This window comes from Nesterenkonia ebinurensis (assembly GCF_008711175.1).
GTDB lineage: Bacteria > Actinomycetota > Actinomycetes > Actinomycetales > Micrococcaceae > Nesterenkonia > Nesterenkonia ebinurensis.
Genome location: NZ_VWNF01000011.1, coordinates 424,517 through 449,775 on the forward strand (window position 1 = coordinate 424,517; position 25,259 = coordinate 449,775).

A 25,259-nucleotide genomic window follows, 5' to 3' on the forward strand; every position below is an offset into this window, starting at 1 on the left:
GCGATATTCAGTGATGGAGCGCGAATTGTACGCCCACAGCGGCTCCGCTACGACGCGGGTCGGCAACGCCTTCGCAGCGCCCGGTCTGCGGGTCCCGCCGCACAGCTTGCACGGCTCCGAACCACGGGGATTTCGCGCCGCGCTCTTTGACCTCATGTCCCAAGGCTGAAAGTCCGGCGCCAATCCTGGCCGCCAGGTCACGTTCCACTTCAAGCTCGTCTCCGGACCAGTGCAGCCGGGGTCGGACCACAGCCTTATGGAGCGTCATGCCGTGAACGAACACGTTGATCAGAACTTGGGCGATCGCATTGGGGATTCTGGTTCCTGAGGGACTTCCCAATGCCATCACCGGGCCTTTGTCATCGAAGACCAAGCTCGGCCAGGGCGCCATTGGGCGCTTATAAGGCGCAATGCCCGCCAGTCCGGCATCAGGGCGCGGGTCGAACAGCTTCATGGCATTGTTGAGAATCACTCCGGTTTCCGGAACCACCACGCAAGAGCCGAAGGCATCTCCGAGGCTCTGTGAGATGGAGACGAAGTTACCCCACTGGTCCACGTGAGAGTGGTGGGTGGTCCCCTGGATCGGAGCCGGCTCTTCGGGAAGGACACCGGTGAGCTTCCTGGAATCCGGGACGGCATGCTGGTAGTTCCAGGGATTTCCTGGTCCGGGGAACTGCGCTTTCTCAGCATCGACTAGGGCGCGTCGGTCCCACCCATATTCTTGAGAGGAAAGGCCTTCGAGAGGAACATTGACGAAATCCGTATCGCCGATATGGGTAGCACGTTCAGCGAAGGCGAGTTTCATGGCCTCAATGATGAAGTGGTGCTGTGCCACCTCATCGTCTACGGTTTCATCAAGCTCTTGACCGTCGAGCACTGCCAGCAGGTTGAAGAGGAGCGCGCTGGAAGCGGCTGTAGCCCCAGCGATCCTGTGTCCTCGAAATGTGCCCCAGTCTGGCTCCCGCTCAATCAAGAGTTTATCTGGATACTTGGCCAGATCATCTTTACTGAGCCATCCATTCTCCGCGCCTACCCCTGCCAGGATCTTTCTCGCGACCGGACCACGGTAGAAGTACTCTTCGCCCTCACGACCGATTGCCTCGATCGTCTGCGCAAGGAACGGCTGGTGGATCACCTCGCCTTCAACCTTGGGAGAGCCATCGGCCTTCAGGAATGTCTGTGCCGAGGCCTCAAATCGGGCCAGCTTCTCCTGCTGCTCCCGGATAAAGTTGGCAGTGCGCTTAGTGGCCCGTGATCCTGTTTCAGCGGCGTGCACCGCAGGAGCAACCACTTCGCTAAGCCGCAGTTTCCCCCAAAGGCGATGAGCGCGAATCCATCCTGCGACATTGCCGGGGATGGCAACGGAGGAAGGTCCGACAGTATTGCGGTCATCACGGGTGTGGAACCGGTAACCGCCCTGTGTGGGGCTTGGGATCCACTCGTACATGTCTTGCTTGGCCGATCCCGGAGCGCAGGCATAGAAGTCGATAGCTCGAGTCTGGTTGCTCTCTACCATGTGGACCACCATGTTGCCCTGTCCGCCTAGGTGAGACATGGCAGGCTCGTGGACGGCTAGGGCGAAGGCGACACCGATCGCTGCGTCTACCGCGTTTCCGCCGCTGGCAAGCAACTGTGCCCCCACGGCACTAGCACGTGGGTCAGATGATGCGGACACTCCACCGTAGACGCCAAGTGCATCCAGTTGTTCGGTGCGGGCTTCAACTTGAGAAACCATCTTGCCCCCTAATTTATTACGTGAATATTTCTCTAATTTTATTAAAACTGTATTTGCTAAGTTAGAACAGTATTCCATTAAATTTAAACACTAGTTTAATGAACAGATTGTGTCAAATGATTGGCTAATAATTACCTTTGACCCTGTGGCTGAGTGGGCTGAACACCTGATACATTCGAGCTATTGCAGCCAACCCCTTAACTCCGCACAGAGCTTATGGCCTAGGACTCCGTAAGAAGAGCCTGTTAGATCTGAATATCGTGAATCGTTGCCTAAGCTTTTTCAGCGGCCTCAAGGATCTTGCCCAGCATTCGGTTCGTCGACTCACGGGTGGCCGGGGTATCAGCCCGGTGACCCATGCGGACAATCACCAGATCATGGGAAGGAACCACGAAAGTCCGTTGCTCGCCGAAGCCTGCGGCCATGTAGGTACTCTTTGGCAGTGCGAACTCTCCTGTACCGTTAAGCCAGAACTGCCCACCGTAACGCGGCTCATCCCATCCAGGGCCATGGCTGCTCACAAAATCTGACCACCACTCCGGCAGAACCTGCTCTCCGCCCCATACACCGTTCTGGAGGTGGAGAAGACCAAAACGTGCCCAGTTCCTCGCGGTGCCGTAATCAAACCCGGTCAGTAGGTAGTTGCCATACCAATCGGGTTCCAGGACTTGTCTCCTAACTCCGATACGGTCAAAAAGGGCTCTCTGCGGCCAGGAGAGATATTCTTCACCGAGACTCTCCACAGTGCGCTTCACAATGTAACCGAGAGTCAAAGGATCACAGTTGAGATAGCGCCCGCTGGTCCCCGGAGGGAACTCCAGCCCATGGCTTACGGCATAGGAGAAGGAGTTGACCACGTCTGCATAAACATAGAGATGATCGGGTACTCCCATTACCCAGTTCTGCCGAGGACTCTGCTGCCCTTGAAACTTCAGACCGCTACTCATCTGGAGCAGGTCCCTGAGAGTAATCTCCGCACGGGGGTCTCCGTCTTGCGCGTGCCACTCCGGCACCGGTGCCGGTTCGTTGAGACTCAGACGCCTCTCTTGTATGAGAACACCTATAAGAGCAGCGGTGATACTTTTGCCCATCGACCAGCTTTCCAACTGCGTATCTGAGGCAATGCCGGGGCGGTACCGCTCTGCGACGAGCTCACCTTTATGCACGACGACCACTGCGGCAGTATGCGCATCAGGATCTGCGAATCCAGCATCTACGGCTTCAGCAAACCTTGCTTGGACCCCTGCTGGAATAGCATTCCAATTCACTACGTCACCGTTAGGCCAAGCCTCTGTATCCGCTGCTGGCAGGGCTGTCTTGACAGACACTGGTTCGTATCCCAGGGGCCGACCATCAAGAGGGAGTATTGCGCTTCCTAGGTCTTCACTGATCAGTTTGGCGGTGCGGGACACCGTCCCGAGAGCGACCAGCCGCTCTCTCTCAGCGCTCCAGTCAGCATCGAATTCCGAAAACTCCCGATAGAACTCCCGGTACCCGTCGATAATGTGATCAACGTTGTCCTCACTGGGCGTGAGGCTCATCATCACAGTGTGAGCTTCTTTGTCCACTGTGATATCAATCAAATCTGGCAGCACCTCGTGCATGTGGTGAACCACTAGAGCATGGATGAAGCTGGTTTTCCGTACCTCCTCCAGGTCTCGTCCCGAGAGGAACAGTGCTGAGCAAACGACTTTCGCTGGGGTGGCGAGAATAAATTCTAGAGGGATTACGCCTTCGGATCGCGTAGGTGGGGTGTACTCGATTTTCACGTGAATTACGCTCCGTTTGATAGCTGGTTCATCAAAATGACCGGTGTATGCCACCATAGCACTCAATTTGGAACGCTGTGCCACTCTACGAAACATGGCTGTTACAATTCACCGAGTGCACTTCCAAGAAAGGAGTCCGGAACACCGGCTACACATGACTACTCTTGAATTTGAGAAAGAAACATTGTCGAAAAATAAAGATATTAGATACGCGATATATTTTTGGACAAAAAGTATAATTTTTCCGTCTACTCAAGTATCTCGGAGCTCTCAGTGAGCGCTGTTCTCTCGGGTTTCAGCGTAATCTGGCTGATTATCGGTGTCGGTTATATCGTGGGGAAAGTTAATGTCCTAGGCGAGCATGCGACCTCAGTCCTGAGCCGTGCGGCATTTTTCATCGCTTCACCATGTCTTTTGTTTGTCACTATCTCGCGAACATCGTTTCAAGACGTCATCGGCACGCAGTTCCTTATCGCCGCTCTCAGCGCGTTTTCCACTCTGTGCGGTTTTCTCCTACTATCCAAAATGCTGGTGCGAGAGCGGACATTGGGGGAACTGGTGATCGGGGGATCCAGCGCTTCTCTGGTCAACTCAGCAAATCTCGGATTCCCAATCGCGGCGTATGTGCTCGGCGATGCTGCGTTGGCGGCTCCCGTGGTCATGTTCCAGCTAGCGGTCTTCATCCCCCTAGCCGTTTGCACCATGGACTGGACAATCGCCCGAAACCGCCCCAACGCTCAGATTCGCCCAAAATTCCTGAAAACAGCAGCCCAGTCCTTGACCAACCCCATCATCATCGGGTCATTGGTAGGACTCCTCTTTTCATGGCAGGAATGGAGGATGCCGGGACCCGTGCAGGAATCTTTCGAATTGGTGGCAGGGGCAGCGATACCGCTTATGCTACTAGCCTTCGGAATCTCTCTGGTGGGGATCAGCCCCTTGGATAAGCATTCGGGCAGACGCAAAGACGTACTGCTAGCTGTCCCTTTTAAACTCCTGATTCATCCGTTACTAGCCTATATCTATGCCGCTCAGCTCTTCCAGCTGGAAGGCAGCCTCCTTCTGGCGGCAGTGGTTCTAGCATCCTTGCCGAGTGCGCAGAACGCTCTGGTCATGGCTGTTCGCTATCAGACCGGGGAGACTGTCGCCAGGGATACTGTACTGATGACGACGATCCTCGGAATCCCCGGGATGGTAATTGTGGCCTTGCTGTTGACGTAAGAACGACTACTTTAGTCCTGATAAGCGACAATCCTCCGCGACCTCGGCGTCAGGTGCCAAACTTTTCCGCCACCGACCGTTCCGAGGCTCTTCAGGATCGTGATCCCCTCCCCGAACAGGCCAAGTCGTCGGGGAGGGAACATGGCCACCATCGGGTGGATCATCGAACTGGTGCTGGCCGCAACGGCCGTCGTTGCCGCCGTGAAGCAGGTCAATACAATTGATATACACGCCCGAAGCCACTCCCGAGCAATACTGGGAGGCTCTTTGGGGCCCTGCATCACCACACCGGTGAGGAGCTTCAAGAGACTGAGCAGCACCCCTTCGACCTGGAGATTCAGGTGGGCGCCAGCGGTGAGGACCTGGTGGTCTCGGTCCGCGGCACTGAGGCAGGTTAACGCCTTAGAGATCCCGCCAATAGGCCATGCCTGCTGCGCTGCACGCTGATACGCACTGGTTCTGCGCCTGGCTCGGTCACACATGCCTCCGGCATGTGCTCCACTCCGCCAGACTTGCCCAGCACGCACCCTCGCACATGCTCACAACGGCAGCGCCTACCAGCGGAACCTTTTAGACTTGGCTGTTGTGGCTAAAGCGAAGACCGAAGACCGCGATCCCGCGGAGCTGAGGTCCGCACCCGACCCCAGAGTCCTGGAGTCCAAAGGACTGAACTCGGTCCAGGTGGCCGAACGGGTCAATCTGCAGCTGGCCAATGTGCAGCCGCACACCACCTCTCGCTCGGTACTGGAGATCCTGCGCACCCACCTGATGACCACCTTCAACCTGCTCATCGGGATCTGCGCACTGATCATCATTGTGCTGGGCCGCTGGCTGGACCTGCTCTTCGCCATCGCCGCAGTGGGCAATGTGATCATCGGACTGATCCAGGAATACGGGGCGAAACGGAAGCTGGACGCGATCGCTCTGCTCCACCAGGACCACATCCGGGTGCTGCGCGATGGCATGATCATTCAGATCCACCGTGAACAGGTGGTGCTCGATGATGTGCTGGAACTGCGCCGCGGTGACCAGGTGCCCGCGGACGGCGTCGTACTCTCCTCCCAAGACATGGATATTGATGAATCCATGCTCACCGGAGAGTCAGTGCCGGTATCCAAACGGCGCGGAGATGCGATTCTCTCCGGCACCGCTGTACTGGCCGGCTCCGGACGATTCGTGGTCACCGCGGTCGGCGAGAAGGCCCATGCGGTCAAGCTCACCACCGAGGCCAAGAAGTACCTGAAGATCAACTCCGAGATCCGCCGCGCCCTGGAACGGATCGCGTTCTGGCTCTCCCTGGTGCTGATCCCGATCTCCGCCGTGGTGTTCAACGGTCAGATGCGTGCCCACGGTGGTTGGGCCATCGCCTGGGAGACTGGCGCCTGGCGGGAGGCCCTAGTGACCGCAGTGGCCTCGGTGACCGCCATGATCCCGCAGGGCCTGGCGCTGATGACCACCATCTCATTCGCGGTGGCCGCGGTGAAGCTGGCCAAGGACCAGGTGCTCATCCAGGAGCAGCCGGCGGTGGAGATCCTGGCCCGGGTGGATGTGGTATGCCTGGATAAGACCGGCACCCTGACCGATGGGACCATCGTGTTCCACGGGTCCACCGCCCTGGACGCGGCCGGGGTGCCGACAGGGTGGGTGCGGGACCCCGGCTCCACTGCGATGGAGGGCACCGAGCCCTGGCAGCAGGTGCTGGCTCACTTCGGTCACGGCGTGGACGCCAATCCCACAGCCGCTGCCCTGACTGTCCCGTTCACCGCGCTGCCCCGGCACCGGCCGGTCTACGAGGTGCGGTTCTCCTCGATGCGCCGCTGGTCAGCGGTGACCTTTGAGGCCGACGCCGGTGAGCTGGCTGGGCACTGGATACTGGGCGCCGCGGAGATCCTCACCGAGGGACAGGCCTCTGCCGAGGTGGACGTGGCCCAATTGTTGCGCCACACCGACGGGATCGCTGCTCAAGGGCTGCGCACCCTGCTGCTGGCCCACGCTCCATTGGCCGGTCCGCTGGATGAGACCAGCACCCTGCCGCTGCAGCGCGGTGAGCAGCTGCCCGAAGGACTGCGGCCGGTGGCGATGGTGACCTTCAAAGAGAATGTGCGCCGGGACGCGGCCACCACCCTAGACTATTTCCGGGAGCAGGAGGTCAGCCTCAAAGTAATTTCCGGGGATAACCCCAAGACAGTGGCCGCGGTGGCCCGTGAGGTCGGCATGGAGTTCGACGGGGACGGGGTGGACGCCTCCACATTGCCGGATGATCCCCAGGTGTTGCGCTCGGCAGTAGCCACTCATCAGGTATTCGGCCGGGTGACTCCCCAGCAGAAGGCCGCTCTGGTAGAAGCTCTGCAGGCCAATGGTCATGTGGTGGCCATGACCGGTGACGGCATCAATGATGCGCTGGCCGTGAAGAAGGCTGATCTGGGGATTGCTATGGGTTCCGGGGCCCCAGCCACCAAGGCGGTGAGCCGGATGGTGCTGCTGGACGGCAGGTTCTCCCGGCTGCCCGCAGTGCTGGATGAGGGCCGAAAAGTCATCGCCAACACTGAGCGGCTGGCCAACCTGTTCCTGGCCAAGACCGCTTACGCGGTGCTGTTGGGCCTGTTCTTCGCCCTGGCGTTCTGGCCCTTCCCCTTCCTGCCGCGCCAGTTCTCCACTGCGGACTTTGTCATGCTGGGCTTGCCGGCCTTCGTGCTGGCGGTGATGCCTAATGTGCAGCGGTACCGGCGCGGCTTCCTGAGGCGGTCGGCGCTCTTCGCCCTACCGCCCTCGGTGGCGATTGTACTGGCCATGGTGGTGGTCTCCTGGTTCGGCCGCCGGTTCGAGGATCCTGCTGCGGAGATCCAGACCGCCAGCTTCATCTGCTTGACTCTGGTGGGTCTCTGGGTGCTCAACACCGCGCTGCGCCCACTGACACTGATGCGGATCTCCCTGGTCGTGGCCATGTACCTGCTGCTGACCGCGGTGCTGCTGGTGCCCATCTCCCAGCAGTACCACCTGTTTGCACTGCCCAGCGCTGAACTGCTGGCCGCCACCTTTGTGGCCTCACTGATGGGCTGCGGCCTGGTGGAGCTGGGCCACCGCGGCTACATCGCGTTGGTGGAGAAGCCCCAGCGCGAGGATGAGGGACGGGAATAGTCCTGCGGCCGCGTACGCTGGATACTTAAGCTTGAAGACCATCGAAAGTGAGCAACGATGCTGAGGACCATGCTGGGCGGCAAGATCCACCGCGCCACCGTCACCCACGCCGATCTGCACTACGTGGGCTCCATCACCGTAGATGCACAGCTGCTGCGCGCCGCCGACATCCTGGAGGGTGAAAGGGTCGACGTCGTGGACATCACCAACGGCACCCGGCTTTCCACCTATGCCATCGCCGGTGAGGAGGGATCCGGCGTCGTCGGTATCAATGGTGCGGCTGCGCACCTGGTGCACCCCGGGGACCTGGTGATCATCATGTCCTATGTGCAGCTCGACGACGCCGAGCTGACTCTCTACGAACCGCGAGTGGTACACGTGGACGCTCAGAACCGGATGGTGGAGCTGGGTTCGGACCCCGCACAGCCAGTGCCGGGGGCACTGGATCAGCTGGACCCGCGGCTCGCAACGCGCGCGTAATCCGGTCTCTGCAATGCTGGATGGGCGTACCCTGAGCCACAATCAGGGCCGGTTCAGGGCCCAATAGGGGCATTGCCCCCGTGACATCGGGTAGCACTCCCCGTTAGTTTTGAATCATCCAGCAGACGAAGAGACAAAGGGAGAACACCATGGGACTGCTTTCACTAGGCGCCGGTGTGGCGATCGGTTACGTGATCGGCACCAAGACCGGCAAGGAGAAGTTCGACCGGGGCATCGAGTCGGTCAAGACCAAGGCCCAGGAGACCTGGGAGCGCGAGGACGTCCAGGATTTTGTGGCCAAGACCTCTGACACCGCGACCAAGGTCTCTCATGATATGGCTGAGAGCACCAAGAAGGCTGCTACGGCTGCCTCAGACCTGCTGAAGAAGGCCGCTGAGAAGGCTGACGAGGCCGAGGAGAAGGTCTCCGACGTAGTGGACGAGGCTGAGGACATCGTTCAGGAGAAGGCCGAGGAGTTCAAGTCACCGCAGACTAAGACCACCTACAACGGGGATGTGATCTCCGATCCGGGCCAGTCCACCGAACGCAAGGGCACCGACTGGGCCAATGAGGGCGGAGCCAAGCCTTAGTCCAACTGCAGATTGCGACCTGCGAGGTGGCCTGTGACTCCTTGCAATACAGCCAGCACCAGCGCCGCCCAGAGCACTGGGGTCCAGGTGCCGGCGGCCTGGTAGAGCGCTCCGGCCAGCATCGGTCCGAAGGCAGCCAACAGGTACCCCAGTCCTTGGGCCATGCCGGAGAGTCTGCCCACCTGGCGGGGGCTACCAGCCCGCAGCGAGATGAAGGTCAGCGCCAAGAGCAAGGAGCAGCCGGTGGAAACCCCGGCGCACAGTGCCCAGACCGGCATCAGGCCAGGTGCCAGCATGATGCCCAGCAGGGCCACCGCCATGAACCCCATTACCACTGCAGAGATTCCGCGCTGGTCAGTGGTGGACTGCATGATGCGCCCGGTGATCAGGCTGGCGGCCACCCCAATGGCCTGGAAGATGCCCAGCCATAGCCCTGCGGCGGACTCTGTGATTCCGTATGAGGTCTGGATGGCGGGGAACCAGGTCAATAGAGTGTAGAACAGGGTCGACTGAAGGCCGAAGAACAGGGTGACCTGCCAGGCCAGGGGCTGGCGCCATATGGTGGCTGGCAAGCCGCCACCGGGCAGCAGCACCGGGGCGGTCTGTGGTGCAGGCTCCGGTGCTTTCCGGATCGCCCAGCCGACAGCAGCCAGCAGGGCGAAGGCTGCCGGCAAGGCGAGTGCGCCCTCCCAGCCAAACCAGTCAGCCAGCGGCACAGCACCACCGGAGAACACCGCGGCTGCAGCCACCAGGGAAGCCGTGTAGAGGCCGGTCATCAGCGGCACCCGGTCCGGAAAGTCCCGTTTGACCACTGCGGGCACCAGCACGTTGCCCACACCGATCGCAGCCGCTAGAAGCGCAGTGCCTGCGTAGAGGGCAGCCTCACCCCCGGCAGAGCGCAGCAGAGTGCCGGCCGTCAGCACCAGCAATGAGACGAAGATGGCCCGTTCCAACCCGAGCCTGCGGCCCAGCAGGTGCACGAACGGGGAGACCATCCCGAAGGCCACGATCGGCACTGAGCCTAGGGCTCCTAAAGCCAGAGGGCTGAGCCCGGTCTGGCTGCCGAGGCGTTCCAGCAAGGGACCCACCACAGTGATGGCCGGGCGAAGATTGGCAGCAACCAGCAGCACGGTGACCACCAGCATCAGTCGACCAGAGGAGCGCGAAGGCATAGGTCTCAGCCTATCGATTTTCCGCAGATCAGAAATCTCTGGTGGACGGGTGGATCACCGGGAAGCTCGCTCGAGAATCTCTTCCATAATGGCGTCGTTGACCTTCCGAGGCTCCCCGTAGCTGGGGTAGTGGAACTGCATGATGTTAGCGTAGGGGTTGACCTCCAGCACCACCGCATCCTCAGCAGTGCTCAGGTCGGGGACCAACAGGTCCACTGCGGCCGCACCCAGTCCGGGGATGGCCCATAAGCCGTCTACGGCAAGTTCTTTGAGCTCATCGCTGACCAGGTCCAGCACATCCACCGCGACTCCGCCGCCGCGGGTAGTGTCTGCAATCGGGGTCAGGAACTGCAGCTTACCTGCCGACAGCACCGAGTCACGAGTCAGCTCCATCGGTGCCAGGAAGGAGTCGGTCACCTCAGGCTGCCTAGGCTTGAGGTATTCATTGGGCTTGCGCCTGGCGATCTCGTCGTCAGCCAGTTTGCCCACACTGGTGATGCCGTCACCCACCACATAGAGCGGCAGCCGGGCCACCGCACCCACCACCTGTCCGCCCACCACATAGCAGCGCACATCCAGGCCTGGGGTGTACTCCTCGATGACGATCAGGTACCGGGACTCCGAGGTGGCCGACCGGGCAGCCATCGCTGCCTGCCAAGCGGCCCGCAGCTGGCTCTCACGGGTCACATTCACGGTGATGCCCTTGGCGGCCCGGCCGGCGGAGGGCTTGACTGCCACCTGCTTGCCCAGGGCCTTCATATACTTCACCGCGCGGGAGAAGTCGGTGGGGTTGATGGCCTTGCCCTTAGGCGTAGGAACCTCTGCGGAGCTGAGGTACCGCTTGGTCATCGCCTTGGACCGGTAGACCCGCCGGGCCTGATGGCTGACCAGGGAGGTGATCACCCCGTCGGTCCCACCCACCAGCACACCGGAGAGGAAGAACAGCTGATTGGACTCGGTGATCTTCTTGATGGTCATCCGCTTGCGCCGAGCTGCCCGCTGCAGCAGCTCATCGTGAGGCAGCGTAGAGCTCCACCGGCGCAGCTGATCGTACTTGGGCTCCACATGCTCAACGACGAATCGGGCCGTGACCGAAGGATCCTTCCCCAGTTCCACTGCTGGCCGTGATGCACCCCGGGGTGCAGGGGGCGGCGGTGGCGGGGCCGGCGGCTGAGGTCCCGGGCCGCGCCGGGCACCTCCGGGAGCAGGAAAATAGGTCTCAGGCATCGGTAGTCAGAATAGCCCTATAGCGCCGCGGTGAAGAGGATATGCTCGGCCAGCGCATCGGCCACCGGCCGGCCCTCCCCCAGGCTCGGGTAGTGGTGCGGGACGATGCTTGCGGTCTCATTCACGCTGATGACCACCCCGCCGGCAGCACCGTCCAATGAGCCCACCCGCAGGTTCACCGCACCGGCCAGCAGTCCTGGCACCGCCCGCAGCCCATCCACTGCCAGTTGGCGGATCTCCTCGACCACGCGTTCGGTGAGGTCTACGGTGAGGCTCTTGCCGCTCTGCGCATCCGGCACTGCGGTGATCACGCTGACTGCGGTCTTGCCCACGCAGTAGGCCTGCAGTAACACTGAGTCCTCGCCCTTGTCCTGGGCGAGTTCGACCTCGATGGGCAGCGGTGGCTGGAACTGGTCGGCGGCCCCGTCGTACTGGATCCCATGCGGGACTTCCATCAGATCCAGGTGAGCGGTCAGCTGAGCGGGATCGCGCAGCACTCGCCTAGAATGCGCGCTGACCAGTGTAGTGACCCGATTGGCGAACCCGCCGATCACATTGCCCCTGAACTCGAAGACCCATCTGCCCTGAGCGATCCGCCTGGGCCTGATCCCGCGGGCCGCCAGAGCGCGGGCCAGCAGCTGCGAGTCACTCAGCGGTGCCTCGGTGCGCACCGGCTGCTCAATAGCCTCCAGATGCTCGGCGAGCGCCTGTGCGGCGGTCAGGATGGGGGACTCTGCGGACATAACCTCTCAAGGATAGCCGCCCGAGTCCCGCATTACTTCATCTGATCTTCCTGACTAATCCCTCCGGCGGCGCAGCTGGAACTGAGCGGCGTGATGGTTCTCCGGCAGGTGGTCGCCGCGGCCGAACAGCTTGTTGCGCAGCGTGCCCGGGGCATACTCGGTCTTGTAGCGGCCCAGCTTCTGCAGCTCGGGCACCACGTACTCAACAATGTCCTCAAAAGTGCCCGGGGTGATGTGGTAAGCCAGGTTGAAGCCATCCACGTCCGTCTCCTCCTGCCACTCGATCAGCTGCTGGGCGGCGGTGGGCCCGTCCCCGATGATGACTGGGCCGAAGCCGCCGACGCCGACCCACTCGGCCAGTTGCCGGACCGTCCATGCCTCATCTTCCCGGCCTGAGGCTTTCTGAAAGGTTTCGACGGTTGACTGGATGGCGTTGGACTCGACATCCCCGATGGGCTGGTCGAGGTCGAACTGAGAGAGGTCGATGCCCATCCAGCCGGACATCAGCACCAGGCCTCCCTCGGGGTCGATGTACTTGGTCAGCTCTTCGTACTTGGCCTGGGCGACGTCGTGGTCTTCTCCGGTGACGATGGTCTGCATGGCGAAGATGCGGACGTCGTAGGGGTCCCGGCCGGCGTCTGCGACTGCCTGGCGAATCTTCTGTACCGAGGCTTTGGCCAGCTCCTTGGTGGGCGGGTTGATGAACACAGCCTCAGCATGCTTTCCGGCGAAGGACCGGCCGCGGGTCGAGGCCCCTGCCTGGTAGATCACCGGCATGCGCTGCGGAGAGGGTTCGACCACGCCGATGCCGGGGGTCTTGAAAAACTCGCCGTGGTGCTCAATCCGGTGGATCTTGCTCGGATCGGTGAAGACGCCGGTCTCCTTGTCAGCGACCACAGCGTCGTCCTCCCAGGAGCCCTCCAGCAGTTTGTAGACCACATCCATGTACTCATCGGCGTGGTCGTAACGCTTGTCATGCTCCATCTGGTCGTCCTGGCCCATGTTCTGGGCGGCGGAGGGCAGATAGCCGGTCACCACGTTCCAGCCCACCCGACCGCCGGTGAGATGGTCAAGGGTGCCCAGCCGCCGAGAGAACGGATAAGGGTGCTCGTAGGCGGTGCCGGCGGTGATGCCGAAGCCGAGACTCTCGGTCACCGCAGCCATGGCTGAGACCAACAGGAACGGGTCCTGCAGCGGGATCTGCGCCCCAGAGCGCAGGGCGGCCTCCGGGTTTGCCCCGAACACATCGTAGGGACCGAGCACATCGGCGATGAACAGTCCGTCGAACAGGCCCTTCTCCAAGGTCTGGGCGATGTGGGTCCAGTAGCCGATGGTGTTGTAGTTCCGCGCCCGATCCTCCGGGTGACGCCACAGGCCGGGCGACTGGTGCACTACGCAGTTCATATCGAAAGCGTTGAACAGGATCTCACGCTTACCTGAGGAGGTGGTGGGTGGTGCTCCATGTGTACTAGTCATCAGTTGGTTTTTCCTTTCAGGAACTCGTCATTGTTTCACCGCGCCGGTCGTCAGACCCTCAATGAGGTAGCGCTGCAGGAGGACGGCGATGGTGAAGACCGGGATAACCGCCATCAGGGACGATGCGGCGAGGCGGCCGAAGTCCTGGACCCGTTCACTGAGCATCCCCGCCAGCAGAACAGGGACGGTCTGAGTGTCCTGGCTCTGAGTCAGAAACGTCGCGAAGAGGAACTCGTTGTAGTTCAGGATGGCGACGATCACTCCTACGGCAATGAGCGCAGGGATCAGCATCGGCACGACGACGCGGGTCAGCAGCTGCCATTCATTTGCACCGTCAATGCGCCCAGCTTCCTCGACCTCGATGGGGATACGTCGGATGAACCCGTCGAGGAGCCATATCGCCACCGGAACATTGATGAGCGCATAGATAAGCGTGAGGCCCTCCAGGGTATTCGTCAGACCCAGGATGCGCAGCAGAGTGAGCAGCGGGATGATCGCCACAATCGGTGGAAGCAGCCATGGGCTGAGGATGAGTCCGCTCAGAGCTTTTCCTCCAGTGCGGTGCCGTGCAATGGTCCAAGCCCCGGGAAGCGCGAAGGTGAGCGTGAGAATCGCGCCACCGGCGGCCGCAATCAGGGAGTTCAGAACCCCTTGCGGAATGGGTGAGTGCCATGCGTTGGCCCAGTTCCTGAAAGCCGGCTCCGTGGGGAGCAGAATCCCAGCGGCGATCTGCCCTTGAGTCATGAATGAGATCGACAGGAGGTACAGCAGCGGCACCAGTGCCGCGACGAGACTCAGCAGCACCCAGCCGCTGGCCAACAGGGAGGGTTTCTGCTGACAGGGCTGTGGAATCTCCTTGCGAAAGCGTCGGCTGCTCAGCGCCTTGGCAGCGTTGGTGGTGTTGATCGTACTAGTCATCGCGCAGCCTCTTGGTGATCAGGAAGATGGGAATGGTCACCACTGTTACGACCACAGCCAGCAGCAGTGTGATGGTCGCGGCTATGCCGACATCGAAGTTCTGCAGCGCCGAGCGCCAGATCAGGTAGGCGGGGACCTGCGTAGAGGAACCAGGGCCGCCTGAGGTCATGACGTAGACCAGGTCGAAGACTTTGAAAGCCAGAATCAGCCTGATGAGGAAGGCGGCGACGATCGTTCCTGCCACCATGGGCAAAGTGATGTGCCTGAACAGCTGGAAACCACTAGCCCCGTCGAGTTGAGCGGCTTCTGTGATTTCGGGGTCCTGACTGAGCAGGGCGGTGAAGACCAGCAGAACTACCAGCGGGGTCCACTCCCAAACGTCTGCCAGCGCCACCCCGAAGATCGCCCAGGTCGTGTCCGAGAGTATCGCGTAAGTGCCAGAGCCTGGAGTGAAGCGGCGGATCAAGGTGTCAAGAAGCCCCCCGGAGGGGCTGAAGATGAAGCTCCAGAGAATACCGACGATCACCGGTGGAACGATCATAGGAAGCAGCAGAACAGTGCGTACGAAAGCACCGGCACGCAGCGACCGCCACAGAGCCAGCGCTGTCGCCGTGCCCAGCGCGGTGCTGGCGGCAGCGACGCCGAAAGCATAGCCGGTGCCCAATGTCAGCGAATTCTGCACGGCGGAGGAAGTCAGCGCTGTCTGGAAGTTCTCCGTGCCGACGAACTCCTGAAAGGGGTTACCCAGGCTGGACTGAGTGAGGGCTGCGGAGGCGATGAACACCAGAGGATAGGCGGCCAGGACCAGCAGCACCAGGACACTGGGCGCGATGAAGAGCCTGTGATGGAAGCGCTCGGAGATGCGCGGACGGCGCCGAAAGGTCTGAGATTTCTCAGGAGCCTCTGGCGGGGCAACCGCAGCCTCAGCTCTCTGCAAGGTGTCAGTCGACAAGGAGTCTCTCCCATTCGGACTGAACAGTGTCCAACGTCTCCTGGGCGGAGTCCCGCTGACCGGAAAGGTAGGCGGCCAGCTCGTCGGTGAGGATCTGAGCGGCCTCAGTGGCGTTAGGACCAGTGGGCCAGGCCAGTGCACCGTGCAGAGTCGACTCGTTGACCTCCTGCAACTCGGGGAAGTCCGAAGCGTACGTCTGGTCCTCCAAGGACGAGAGACGGTTGGGGTCGATACCCGTGGGCGGCAGAGCGGTCAGAAGAGCTGAGTTGACCTCAGTGGAGGCCGCCCAGGCGATGAACTGCTGAGCGAGGTCGGCGTTGTCGGTGTTTCCTGCCACGACCCAGCTGAATCCGGCGACGAGTGAGGCGCGTGGATCCTCGCCCTCGCTCTCGCGGGGGAGATAGGTGACGCCCCACTGGTCAACTACTTCAGAGCCTGAGTCAGGGTCCTGGGAGCGGACGCCGAGGTCCGTCCAGTTCTCGATGAACGCCACATTGCCTGCGAACCAGGCTGAGTTGCCGGCACCGAAGTCAGTTTCTGCAGGGGTCGGCAGGGCATAGTTCCAGATCTCTTCCAACGCTTCGAGGGAGGCCACTGCCTCGGGAGAGTTGATCACTGGATTTCCGTTCTCGTCGAGGAACTCGCCGCCGTAACCGGCAAGCCGGTTGGCGAAGCTGGCACCCAGAATCAGCGGGGACTGCTCGCCGAACACTGCTGCACCGTAGATCCCGTCAGAGCTTTCGTTCTCAGTGATGGTCTGCACCTGTTGGGCGTACTCCTCCCAAGTTGCCGGCGGCTCATCAAACCCGTTGCGCTCGAGGATTTCGGTGTTGTAGAAGAGAGCATGGATATCACCGTCGAAAGGCAGCCCGTAGATCTCGTCGTCAACATAGGCGTAGGGCTCCCAGATCGTGGGGATGAAATCGTCGACGTCGATCTCGGGGGTGTCTTCTACGAACTCGGTGATCGGTTGGATGCTTCCGTCAGCTGCCAGATCGCCCAGCGAGACGTACCAAGGCGCTGAGACGTCGTAGACGTTGGCCCCGGACTGCTGGTCCAGGGTCAGCTGCGAGGCGATCTCGTCGTAGGGAACCGTGGTGACGTTGACGGTGACGCCGGTCTCCTCCTCGAACTGCTCAGCAAGCCAGTCACCGGCCCCCTCATGTGAGGCGTTGAGCAGAATATTCAGCTCCTCGCCCTCGTGCTCTCCTTCGAAAGCATCTCCTTCTGCTCCCCCGCCGCCTGCACCGCAGGCTGACAGTGCCAGCGTCATGGCCGCGACCCCAGTCGCTGACCTGCTCGCTTTTCGCTGTGTGTTTGTGATGCTCATCGGCGGACTCCTCAGTCATTCAGTGCTCAGTCCCGGACCGACCGGGATCTGGATGATGGTGAAGTTCCCGCAGCGCATCAACAGTGCAGCACAGGGGTGTGTGGAACTCCCATCGGTTCTGGCGGTAGCACCTTTCACACATGGTGATGGTTGCTGCGGCGTCAACGATCCAGATCTCTCAGCCGCTCGAGATGGTTACTCGGACACTCTAGGCGGGTTGAGGTCCAAATGAACATAACTGCGATACAGAACGTAACAATCGGCTCAGAAGCCCTTGGCTTTCAGAAACTCCTCAGCTGGGATTTCCGTCGCTTCAGCGGAGGAGTCCGTGAACGCTCTGCAGTAGCCAGCCGCTGGGTGGGTCACTGGCAGTCGATCGGATCCAGTGAGTCTGCCACGAAGTGTCCTCTTCCCAGACTCCTCATCAGCAGACCGGGCAAGACCGCGTCCACGGAGTTCGGGGAGCAGGTGCTGGATGAATTCGTCATAGGAGCCGGGGATCGTTGAGTTCATGACATTGATGCCGTCAATACCAGCATCCTGCCAAGTCTCCAGTGCGTCGGCGATCTGCTCCGGCGTTCCGGTCACGCGCGTGGACTGTGCCCGGAATTGAGCCAGGTCTCGCAGCGTTACTTTCCCGTTCGGGGCCATGCGTTTAATCTCCGAGAGATGCCCCTGTGCCTGCTCCGTATGCTCCAGCTCCTCCAAAGGAGTGTCGATGGGCAGGTGGCCGACGTCGATCCCAAGACTTCCTGCAGTATGGGCGATCAGTGCGTGGTCGTCAATGGACTCATCGAGTTCCTTGGCTTTGGCCTGTGCTTCTTCCTCCGTTGATCCAATGACGAAAGAAAGCCCTTGGATGAACTTCAGATCCTCAGGACCGCGGCCGAACTTTCGGGTTCTTTCTTTGACGTCGCGTGCATGCTCTGCAGCGATGTCTCTGCGCGGCGCCATCGAGAAAGTGGCCTCTGCATGCTGCGCGGCCACATCTCGACCCCTCTGCGAGGAACCTGCCTGGAAGAGGAATGGAGTACGCTGCGGAGAGGGAGCCGAGAGGTGTGGGCCCTCGACTCGGTAGCGGTCACCCTGATGATGGATCTTCGCGACTTTCGCCGGATCAGCGTGCAGCCCTTGCCCACGATCATGCTGCCGGGTCTTGTCTTGAACGAGTGCATCGTCTTCCCATGATCCTTCCCACAGCTTGTAGCAGACGTCCAAGTACTCTTCCGCCCAGGAATAGCGGTCATCGTGCTTGGCAAGTCCTTCTCCACCGAAGTTTCGATGAGCATTCTCCTGGGAGTTGGTCACTACGTTCCAGCCGACCCGGCCTCCGGAGAGATGGTCAAGGGTAGAAATCTGCCGTGCGAAATTGAAAGGGTGGGCCTGGATGACCGAAGAGGTGAGGGCCAGGCCGATCCGGTCGGTCACAGCCGCGAGCGCCGAGATCAGCACGAGCGGATCATTGGAGGGAATCTGGAGCCCTTTGCGCACATGTGAGGCCCAACCGCCCTCGTGATCTCCGTAGAGTCCCACCACATCTGCGAAAAAAGCAATGTCGAAGCCCGCAGCTTCAAGCTTCTGGACCAGGGAGACCCAATGGGGAAGCTCGTTGAACCGATGCTGCTCGGCATCTGGGCGCCGCCACGCACCACCGATGATATGGCTGGTGGTGTTCATCAGGAAAGCGGACAGGATAAGTGGTTGGCGGGACAATCAAGCCTCCTTAAAGGTCGGATGAGACCGACCAGATGTTGATCCCTGACTCGCCCCGGGTGATCTGGTCTATGTCAGAGAGCTCTGCTTCTGTGAAACTGGTGTTGTTGACCGCGGCGAGGTTCTCGTCGAGCTGCGTGGTGGACGAGGCACCGAGCAGCACGGAGGTGACACCGCCCTCGCGGAGCAGCCAGGCGATGGCGAGCTGAGCCAGAGTCTGGCCTCGGTGCTCTGCGATCTCATGGAGCCGGCGCACGCGGTTGATGTTGTCATCGCCAAGATGGTGCTGGAACAGAGTGGAGCGGCTGCCGGCGGGTTGAGCTTTGGGATCCTCCAGGTATTTGTTGGTGAGCAGCCCCTGCGCCAAGGGAGTGAAAGCAATCGAACCCAGTCCGGTCGCCTGCAGAGTGTCCAGCAGTCCGTCTTCCACCCACCGGTTGAGCAGTGAATAGGCGGGCTGGTGGATGACCAGCGGTGTGCCCAGATGGTCAGCGATCTCTGCCGTCGCGCGGGTGCGTTCCGCTGAGTAAGACGAGATGCCCACATACAGCGCCTTGCCCTGCCGGACGGCGGTGTCGAGCGCACCGATGGTCTCCTCAAGAGGGGTATCCGGATCCACGCGGTGGGAGTAGAAGATGTCGACATAGTCGGTGCCAAGCCGTTGCAGAGACTCTTCAAGGCTGGTTAGCAGGTACTTCCGGGACCCGAAGTTCCCGTACGGACCTCGCCACTGGTCCCAGCCCGCCTTGGACGAGATGATCAGCTCGTTGCGATAGGGTTTGAAGTCCTTGGCGTATATCCGGCCGAAGTTCTCCTCTGCGGCCCCGTAGGGCGGGCCGTAGTTGTTCGCCAGGTCGAAGTGGGTGATTCCAGAGTCGAAAGCGTGCCGGATGATCTCCCGCTGGGCGGCGAACGGAGTGGTGTCGCCGAAGTTCCACCACAGTCCCAGTGAGATCGGGGGAAGCAGAAGGCCGGTTCTGCCCACACGGCGATACTCGAACTGTTCGTAACGAGTGTCAGCTGCTGCGTAGGGCGTGTTGACCTCGGTCCCGGATTGGGAGACATCGACGGAGTGGCTCATGAACGATATTCCTTCCAGGGTGCTAGCTTTCTCAGGTGTAGAGGGAGAGGGGTTGGAACTCGCCGTTGAGGTAATGAGCACCTACCTCAAGCTTCTTATAGTCGACGGGATCGTGGAGCGAATGGGTGCGAATGTTGCGCCAGTAGAGGTCGAAGCCGATCTTCGAGGCTGTGCTGGAGGTGCCTGTCGCCTCGAAGATCCGATGGGTCAGGTCTGTGGCCACATCCGAGGAGATAACTTTCAGCTCTGCGATCTCAATGGCGAGCTCTCCGCGCAGCTCCGCCGTCACCTCGTACCCCAGGCCGATCACTTGGTCGAATCTGCGATTGACTTTCTCCACCAGGGCGGCCACCGCTGCGACTTTGGACTTCAGCTCCCCGTAGAGCCGCTGAACGAACGGGTCATGGCGGTACTGCTCCGCCTGCGAGAGGAACCACGCGTTGGGCCGGCGGTTGGTGAGGTCCCGCCCCCTGGCCAGCGCTCCCTCAGCTATCCCTAGGTAGAGATTCCCAAAGGCGAGCTGGATGCCAGGAGTCACCAGTGTGGAGAAAGGCTCCTCGCCCAGAAAGCCGAGAATGTCCTGCTCTGCCACCTGAACATCGTGGTAGAGGACAGTGTTGGAGGATGAGAGCCGCTGGCCGAGAAAGTCCCAGTCGTCCACATACTCCACCCCTTCACGTCCGTTCTCTAGGACAAAAGAGAGCACTTTGCCCTCGTCCGGCCCTTCGGCAATGGTGGCATTGACCAGCAGCGCATCTCCGACGGCAGAACCGGTGGAGTAGCGCTTCTTGCCGGTGAGTCGGTAGCCCTCAGCGTGGGGAATGAGTTTGAGGTCAGGGTCGGTGGGGTTGACCGAGTCCCCCCAGATCCAGGAGCCTGAGACCGTTGCCCGGTGCCATCTCTGCCGGTCGGCGGGGGCTTGGATGTTCAGCACAATATTGGCGACGTTGATGTAGTGGTAGGCCAGCAGTTGAGCAATGGACGCGTCAGCTCGGGCGATGATCCTCACGGCGAGGAAAGCCGTCTCCCAGTGGCCACCTCCCCCGCCGAACTCCGCCGGTTCCAGGAGGGTCACCAGCCCAGAGTCCTTGAGCAGCTGGGCCTCTTCGAACGGTGTGTTGTTGGCGTGGTCACGCTCTACAGCATCCTTTGCCAGGGTCTCGGCCACACGTTGAGCCGCTCCGGCCCAGTACTTGATCTCCTCGGCTGAGGCGGTGCCGCTCCAGTGCGAGCGGGGGTGCCCTGCTTCTGCAGGAGTTTCTGCCTTCATTTGTTTGCTCCTTCGGGCTCTCCGACGCTCCACAGGCGAACGGGGGCGGTGCCGTTGACGCGATAATCACCAGCGATTCGGGCTTTGTAGATCCACGGATTATGGCTGGCCACTGTCCTGGCGTTCCTCCAATGGCGATCCAACGCCTTGGCACGGTCAGTACCGGATGCTCCAAGCACATCGAAAATCCGGGTCACCGCCTCCAGGACGGGTCGGTGCAGCGCGACCTGGGCACGACCGGTGGCAAGCTCCGCCTGTTCAGCCGCATTGATCTGTGCTGCTTCGTCCTGGCCTCGGGTGGCGAAAGCTACGTCCATTGAGCGAGCTGTCTCTAGTACCTGCGCACGCGCCAGTGCTGCGGTGGCATCGACCTCTCCCACTGCTTGCAGCAGCTGCGGATCAGTGCGAGGTGTTCCTGTATTGGCATGGGAGTAGGTGCGTTTCCGGGTCTTCAGCGCCGCAGCGGCATCCCGTGCAGCGGCCTCGGCGATGCCTGCCAGCACGATCAGCAAAATGTGCTGATAGAGCGCAGTCTGGTAGGGGAAACGATCGGCCAGCAGCCTGATTTCGAGCTCTTCCACCGCCGCATTCTCCAGCGTAGCTGTTCCGGAGCCGGTGGTTCGCTGGCCGAAGCCGTTCCAGTCGTCGCTGACGGTCACACCCGGCTGGTCTCTTTTGACCAGCACCCCGAGTTCGTTGCCCTCCTCGTCCCTGGCAGTGACGTCCAACCAGTCGGCGAAGATCGAACCGGTGGTGTAGTACTTGACGCCATTGACCACAGGTCCCTCAGGGGTCCGGGAGACAACAGTTCCGGAGCGGTGGTATGTGCCTTTGCCAGGCTCAGTCCACCCGTTGCCGGAAATCTCTCCCCGGGCCAGGCGCTCGAACCACCGTCGGGCGGCGTCGTCGTCTGCTCCTCTCCAGAGAGCGTCTTCCTGAACGGCCAGGTGAGCGCGCAGAGCCTGCGGGAGGTTGCTGTCCTGCGCGGCCAGTTCCAGAAACACCTCGGTGGTCTGCACCCAGTTCAGTCCGAATCCGCCGAACTCCTCTGGTATTCGCAGCCGTCCGATGCCATCGGCTGCCAGCGCGCTGATCTCCTGGTGGGGAAGGGCGCGTTCCTGCTCCCGAATCAGGGCACTTTTGCCGACGGCAACGATAGCTTCCTGCAGCTCCGGCGGCACGGGCAATACTTCAGTCATTGATCCTCCATCGATTCTGGCGTTAGCACCTTGCCCTATGGCCGGTTGCTGCGACGTCCTCGGGCCAGACCCCTCAGTCGCTCTTGATGGTTGGTTGTTGAGAAAACTCACTGTGCGCAGAGAGTCGGCGGGGCAGTCACGCTCCATTCACAAAGCGTCACGTGCTCAGGCCCACCGCTTGAGGGCTCGGCGCTCGATCATCCCGAGCAGAGCATCGGTCAGCTTGCCGAGAATCGCCAGCAGCACGATGGCCAGCAGGAGCCGGTCGGTCCGGCCGTTGTTCTGCGACTCAGTGAGCAGGAAGCCCAGCCCCATCGAGGAGGCGATGAGCTCAGCGGCCACCAGGAACAGCCAGGCCTGGGCCAGAGCCAGTCGCAGCCCGGAGAAGACGCTGGGCACCACCGCAGGCAGCTGGACGGTGCCCAGCAGTCGGAATCCGTGAAAGCCGAAGGCACGTCCTGCCTCCACCAGATGCGGGTCCACATGACGCAGGGCGGCGTGCACTGAGGTGAAGACGGGGAAGAAGGCGCCGATGGCAATCAGCGTGACCTTCGAGTCCTCGTAGATGCCCATCCACAGAATCAGTAGCGGCACCCAAGCCAGAGAAGGCACCGCGCGGAACGCCCCGATGGTGGGGTGGAGCAGTGCGTCGGCGATCTTCGACAGGCCCAGCACGGACCCCAGGAACAATCCGCAGCCGGCTCCGATGGCGAACCCGGTCAGCACCCGCTGCACCGAGATCGCAATGTGCTGATACAGCTCACCGCGGTTGAGCAGTTCGACTCCGGCGTCGAAGACCGACTGCGGGGCAGGTAACTGCACCGGGCGAAAGAGACCGAGAACATCAGTGGCCAGCCACCACAGCAGCAGAAGCAGTAATGGGACGACAGCACCGATCAGGACTTTGCCGCCGGGAATCCGCTTCAGAGCTTTCGGGCCGGCGATCTTGGCAGGAGTGAACTTCCCGGCGGCCCGCTGCTCTGCAGCGATGGAGACCGCAGTGCCGCTGGCTGATTCAGGCGGGGTGTGCAGGGATGTCTGGCTCATCAGTCCTCGTCCTCTTGGATATTGGCCTCATCGGCACCGCCCTCGGAGCCTTCAGCAGTGGTCGCCTCACGGTTCTCAGCGAACTCCGGGGAGAAGAGAGACTCCAGCGCCTCATCAATACTGTCCTGGGAGGAGACATCCCCGGTGTCGATGAAGATCGGCCCGATCTCGCTCAGCACCTGGTACTGGGCATCACCCGGCACCGGGTCCACCTCGAAGTTCGAACGCTCCTGGATCACTGTCTCAGCGACCTCCAGATCGATGTTTCCGTACTCGGCCAGGATCTCTGCGGTGCCCTCGGGGTTCTCCAGCGCCCACTCACGTGCCTGTTCGTAGACATTGACCACGATCTGGGCAACATCGGGGTGGTTCTCGATGAAGTCCTCGGTCGCGTTGATCACACTATAGGTGTTGAAGTCCACATTGCGGTAGAACAGCTCAGCTCCATCGGCTTCGGCAGAAGCCATAATCGGATCCAGTCCGGCCCAGGCGACCACGTCATCATTGGCCAGAGCGGCACGGCCGTCAGCATGCTGAAGGTTCTGAACCTCCACAGCTGAGGGATCCTGGCCGGCTTCCTGCAGGGCCTGGATGAGGAAGAAGTAGGGGTCTGTGCCCAGCGTGGCAGCCACCGACGCGCCCTCGAGATCCTCGACGGAACTCACCCCTGAGTCAGGGTTGGCGACCAGGGCCGCCCATTCGGGCTGGTTCTCAATGAGGATGGTGTGGATCGGTGAGCCGTTGGACCGGGCCAACAACGCAGCTGAGCCGGCTGTGGAGCCGACATGGATCGCCTCAGCCCTGAGTTTCTCATTGGCGTCGTTGGAGCCCTGGGACTGGATCCATTCCACCTCGGTGCCGAGTTCTTCAAGCTCCTCTTCGAGCCAGCCGTGTTCCAGGATGATCAGGCTCAGCGGATTGTAGGTGGCGAAGTCGATGGTCAGAGTCTCAAGCTCTCCGTCGGAGCCTGAGCCGGGGCCCTCACCCTCCACACATGCGCTGGCCATCAGCAGCGCTGCGGCTGCGGAGGCGGCGATGATGGGCTGGGCAAGCCGTGAGCTGGACATAGAGGGCCTTTCTGGAATGGGAGAAGGGTGAAAGTAAAGGGGCCCGCTCATCAACGGGCGGCAATTCAGTGGGAGTCCACGCCGAGACCGACGTAGAGCTCTCCGCGCAGTCTGGCAAGCTCTGCTGAGGCACGGTCCCGGGGACGTTCGCCCGGTACGGTCAGCAGCTGCTTGACGCTGGCGCCTTCGGCGGAGGATGAGCCGCCGTGACCCAGCAGCAGGATCCGATCGGCCAGCTGCAGAGCCTCGTCGACGTCGTGGGTCACCAGCAGCACCGTGGTGCCGGTCTGAGCGTGGATGTCCAGCAGCAGGTCCTGCATCTTCAGCCGGGTCAGCGCATCGAGCGCGCCGAAGGGCTCGTCGAGCAGCAGCACACCGGGACGCCGGGCCAGGGCGCGGGCCAGCGAGGCCCGCTGCGCCATTCCGCCGGATATTTCCCGGGGGCGAAGGTGGGCGCGCTCGGCCAGTCCCACCAGCTTCAGCAGTTCATCGACCCGGGCTCTGCCAGCCTCTTTGCTGAGTGTGCGCGGCAGTCCCAACTCAATGTTCTTGCGCACTGAGCGCCAGGGCAGCAGGCGCGGCTCCTGGAACCCGACCGCGGTGCGCTCATCGTAGGGTGTCACCGAGCTGTCCCCGATCAGGATTTCGCCGGTGAAACCGCTGTCCAGACCGCCGACGGCGCGCAGCAGGGTGGATTTTCCGCAGCCGGAAGCACCGACGATGGCTACCACCTCGCCAGGTGTGACCTTCAGGCTGACATCGCGTAGCACGGTGCGGGCGTCGAAGCTCCGGCCCACATTCCTGAAGGTGACGGTCAGCGAGCCGTCGGGCACCGCCCGCTCCTCTGGCGCGTCATCCAGAGCTGCAGGTGCCTTGACCGGCTCAAGCACGGGTGCAGAAGTCATCGAGAAATACTCACTCCCATCGGTTCTGGCGTTAGCACCTTGCCTGATAGGCCGGTTGCTGCGACGTCCTCGGGCCAGATCCCTCAGTCGCTCTTGATGGTTGGTTGTTGCGAGAGCCTACTGTACGCGGTGAACATATCTATCCGTCAAACCGTGGTCACAAAACGTCACGCAGCCCGGGCCGGCACGGCGGGGACGGTGCGGAATGTCTCGAAATATGACACGG

Annotated in this window: 20 protein-coding genes and 3 riboswitches; of the genes, 4 read left to right on the forward strand and 16 right to left on the reverse strand. The window is 61.4% G+C overall.

Annotated features, from left to right (window positions below; translation table 11 throughout):
- Positions 1-7 precede the first annotated feature (7 nt).
- Entirely contained in the window at positions 8-1,735 is a 1,728-nt protein-coding gene (locus F0311_RS05805; RefSeq protein WP_191089761.1) for a gamma-glutamyltransferase family protein, read from the reverse strand.
- Positions 1,736-2,007: 272 nt separating this feature from the next.
- On the reverse strand, positions 2,008-3,561 hold the full coding sequence (locus F0311_RS05810) for a serine hydrolase domain-containing protein (RefSeq protein WP_191089762.1): 1,554 nt from the start codon (positions 3,559-3,561) through the stop codon (positions 2,008-2,010).
- 216 nt (positions 3,562-3,777) lie between these two features.
- Between F0311_RS05810 and F0311_RS05815 the strand changes: the two genes are divergently transcribed.
- The 4 genes from F0311_RS05815 (at position 3,778) to F0311_RS05830 (ending at position 8,933) form a co-directional block, all read left to right on the forward strand.
- Complete coding sequence (locus tag F0311_RS05815) at positions 3,778-4,725, forward strand: AEC family transporter (protein WP_150460989.1); 948 nt, start codon at positions 3,778-3,780, stop codon at positions 4,723-4,725.
- A 585-nt stretch (positions 4,726-5,310) separates the two neighbouring features.
- Positions 5,311-7,863, forward strand: a complete 2,553-nt coding sequence (locus F0311_RS05820) for an HAD-IC family P-type ATPase (protein WP_150460990.1) — start codon at positions 5,311-5,313, stop codon at positions 7,861-7,863.
- A gap of 57 nt (positions 7,864-7,920) precedes the next feature.
- On the forward strand, positions 7,921-8,343 hold the full coding sequence (panD, locus tag F0311_RS05825; protein WP_150460991.1) for an aspartate 1-decarboxylase: 423 nt from the start codon (positions 7,921-7,923) through the stop codon (positions 8,341-8,343).
- A gap of 149 nt (positions 8,344-8,492) precedes the next feature.
- A complete protein-coding gene (locus F0311_RS05830) occupies positions 8,493-8,933 on the forward strand; it encodes a hypothetical protein (RefSeq protein WP_150460992.1) in 441 nt (146 codons plus the stop codon).
- Here the strand turns inward: F0311_RS05830 and F0311_RS05835 are convergent.
- The 14 genes from F0311_RS05835 to F0311_RS05900 all read right to left on the reverse strand — a co-directional run bounded on the left by F0311_RS05835 (position 8,930) and on the right by F0311_RS05900 (position 25,033).
- A complete protein-coding gene (locus tag F0311_RS05835) occupies positions 8,930-10,105 on the reverse strand; it encodes a CynX/NimT family MFS transporter (protein WP_150460993.1) in 1,176 nt (391 codons plus the stop codon). The genes F0311_RS05830 and F0311_RS05835 overlap by 4 nt on opposite strands.
- Before the next feature lie 54 nt (positions 10,106-10,159).
- Positions 10,160-11,332, reverse strand: a complete 1,173-nt coding sequence (locus F0311_RS05840; protein ID WP_150460994.1) for a hypothetical protein — start codon at positions 11,330-11,332, stop codon at positions 10,160-10,162.
- A gap of 17 nt (positions 11,333-11,349) precedes the next feature.
- Positions 11,350-12,075 carry a hypothetical protein gene (locus F0311_RS05845; RefSeq protein ID WP_150460995.1) on the reverse strand — a complete coding sequence of 242 codons (726 nt, stop codon included), beginning with the start codon at positions 12,073-12,075 and terminating at the stop codon, positions 11,350-11,352.
- A 54-nt stretch (positions 12,076-12,129) separates the two neighbouring features.
- Entirely contained in the window at positions 12,130-13,551 is a 1,422-nt protein-coding gene (locus tag F0311_RS05850) for an LLM class flavin-dependent oxidoreductase (protein ID WP_150460996.1), read from the reverse strand.
- Positions 13,552-13,578: 27 nt separating this feature from the next.
- Positions 13,579-14,469: a carbohydrate ABC transporter permease gene (locus tag F0311_RS05855; protein WP_150460997.1), complete on the reverse strand. Its 891-nt coding sequence runs from the start codon at positions 14,467-14,469 to the stop codon at positions 13,579-13,581.
- The gene (locus F0311_RS05860) at positions 14,462-15,421 is read right to left on the reverse strand and encodes a carbohydrate ABC transporter permease (RefSeq protein WP_223881158.1); all 960 of its coding nucleotides are present in this window, start codon (positions 15,419-15,421) and stop codon (positions 14,462-14,464) included. Before F0311_RS05860 ends, F0311_RS05855 begins: the two co-directional genes overlap by 8 nt.
- Positions 15,411-16,751 carry an ABC transporter substrate-binding protein gene (locus F0311_RS05865; protein ID WP_150460998.1) on the reverse strand — a complete coding sequence of 447 codons (1,341 nt, stop codon included), beginning with the start codon at positions 16,749-16,751 and terminating at the stop codon, positions 15,411-15,413. Before F0311_RS05865 ends, F0311_RS05860 begins: the two co-directional genes overlap by 11 nt.
- 106 nt (positions 16,752-16,857) lie before the next feature.
- Positions 16,858-16,949, reverse strand: a riboswitch (SAM riboswitch).
- Between the two features lie 66 nt (positions 16,950-17,015).
- Positions 17,016-18,464, reverse strand: a complete 1,449-nt coding sequence (locus F0311_RS05870; RefSeq protein WP_150460999.1) for an LLM class flavin-dependent oxidoreductase — start codon at positions 18,462-18,464, stop codon at positions 17,016-17,018.
- Between the two features lie 10 nt (positions 18,465-18,474).
- On the reverse strand, positions 18,475-19,545 hold the full coding sequence (locus tag F0311_RS05875; RefSeq protein WP_150461000.1) for an aldo/keto reductase: 1,071 nt from the start codon (positions 19,543-19,545) through the stop codon (positions 18,475-18,477).
- A 31-nt stretch (positions 19,546-19,576) separates the two neighbouring features.
- Positions 19,577-20,815, reverse strand: a complete 1,239-nt coding sequence (locus F0311_RS05880; RefSeq protein WP_150461001.1) for an acyl-CoA dehydrogenase family protein — start codon at positions 20,813-20,815, stop codon at positions 19,577-19,579.
- Complete coding sequence (locus F0311_RS05885; protein ID WP_150461002.1) at positions 20,812-22,014, reverse strand: acyl-CoA dehydrogenase family protein; 1,203 nt, start codon at positions 22,012-22,014, stop codon at positions 20,812-20,814. Before F0311_RS05885 ends, F0311_RS05880 begins: the two co-directional genes overlap by 4 nt.
- 4 nt (positions 22,015-22,018) lie before the next feature.
- Positions 22,019-22,107, reverse strand: a riboswitch (SAM riboswitch).
- A 72-nt stretch (positions 22,108-22,179) separates the two neighbouring features.
- Entirely contained in the window at positions 22,180-23,061 is an 882-nt protein-coding gene (locus tag F0311_RS05890) for an ABC transporter permease (RefSeq protein WP_150461003.1), read from the reverse strand.
- Positions 23,061-24,128 (reverse strand): aliphatic sulfonate ABC transporter substrate-binding protein, encoded by a 1,068-nt coding sequence (locus F0311_RS05895; protein WP_150461004.1) that lies wholly within the window; start codon positions 24,126-24,128, stop codon positions 23,061-23,063. Before F0311_RS05895 ends, F0311_RS05890 begins: the two co-directional genes overlap by 1 nt.
- 65 nt (positions 24,129-24,193) lie before the next feature.
- Positions 24,194-25,033 carry an ABC transporter ATP-binding protein gene (locus F0311_RS05900; protein ID WP_150461005.1) on the reverse strand — a complete coding sequence of 280 codons (840 nt, stop codon included), beginning with the start codon at positions 25,031-25,033 and terminating at the stop codon, positions 24,194-24,196.
- Between the two features lie 13 nt (positions 25,034-25,046).
- Positions 25,047-25,136: riboswitch (SAM riboswitch) on the reverse strand.
- Between the last annotated feature and the right edge of the window lie 123 nt (positions 25,137-25,259).

Excerpts from the sequence above, each read along its gene's own strand:
- F0311_RS05805 (WP_191089761.1), bottom strand. The coding sequence starts at position 1,735 with ATGGTTTCTCAAGTTGAAGCCCGCACCGAACAACTGGATGCACTTGGC.
- F0311_RS05810 (WP_191089762.1), bottom strand. The coding sequence starts at position 3,561 with ATGGTGGCATACACCGGTCATTTTGATGAACCAGCTATCAAACGGAGC.
- panD (WP_150460991.1), top strand. The coding sequence starts at position 7,921 with ATGCTGAGGACCATGCTGGGCGGCAAGATCCACCGCGCCACCGTCACC.
- F0311_RS05830 (WP_150460992.1), top strand. The coding sequence starts at position 8,493 with ATGGGACTGCTTTCACTAGGCGCCGGTGTGGCGATCGGTTACGTGATC.
- F0311_RS05835 (WP_150460993.1), bottom strand. The coding sequence starts at position 10,105 with ATGCCTTCGCGCTCCTCTGGTCGACTGATGCTGGTGGTCACCGTGCTG.
- F0311_RS05840 (WP_150460994.1), bottom strand. The coding sequence starts at position 11,332 with ATGCCTGAGACCTATTTTCCTGCTCCCGGAGGTGCCCGGCGCGGCCCG.
- F0311_RS05845 (WP_150460995.1), bottom strand. The coding sequence starts at position 12,075 with ATGTCCGCAGAGTCCCCCATCCTGACCGCCGCACAGGCGCTCGCCGAG.
- F0311_RS05850 (WP_150460996.1), bottom strand. The coding sequence starts at position 13,551 with ATGACTAGTACACATGGAGCACCACCCACCACCTCCTCAGGTAAGCGT.
- F0311_RS05855 (WP_150460997.1), bottom strand. The coding sequence starts at position 14,469 with ATGACTAGTACGATCAACACCACCAACGCTGCCAAGGCGCTGAGCAGC.
- F0311_RS05865 (WP_150460998.1), bottom strand. The coding sequence starts at position 16,751 with ATGAGCATCACAAACACACAGCGAAAAGCGAGCAGGTCAGCGACTGGG.
- F0311_RS05875 (WP_150461000.1), bottom strand. The coding sequence starts at position 19,545 with ATGAGCCACTCCGTCGATGTCTCCCAATCCGGGACCGAGGTCAACACG.
- F0311_RS05880 (WP_150461001.1), bottom strand. The coding sequence starts at position 20,815 with ATGAAGGCAGAAACTCCTGCAGAAGCAGGGCACCCCCGCTCGCACTGG.
- F0311_RS05885 (WP_150461002.1), bottom strand. The coding sequence starts at position 22,014 with ATGACTGAAGTATTGCCCGTGCCGCCGGAGCTGCAGGAAGCTATCGTT.
- F0311_RS05890 (WP_150461003.1), bottom strand. The coding sequence starts at position 23,061 with ATGAGCCAGACATCCCTGCACACCCCGCCTGAATCAGCCAGCGGCACT.
- F0311_RS05895 (WP_150461004.1), bottom strand. The coding sequence starts at position 24,128 with ATGTCCAGCTCACGGCTTGCCCAGCCCATCATCGCCGCCTCCGCAGCC.
- F0311_RS05900 (WP_150461005.1), bottom strand. The coding sequence starts at position 25,033 with ATGACTTCTGCACCCGTGCTTGAGCCGGTCAAGGCACCTGCAGCTCTG.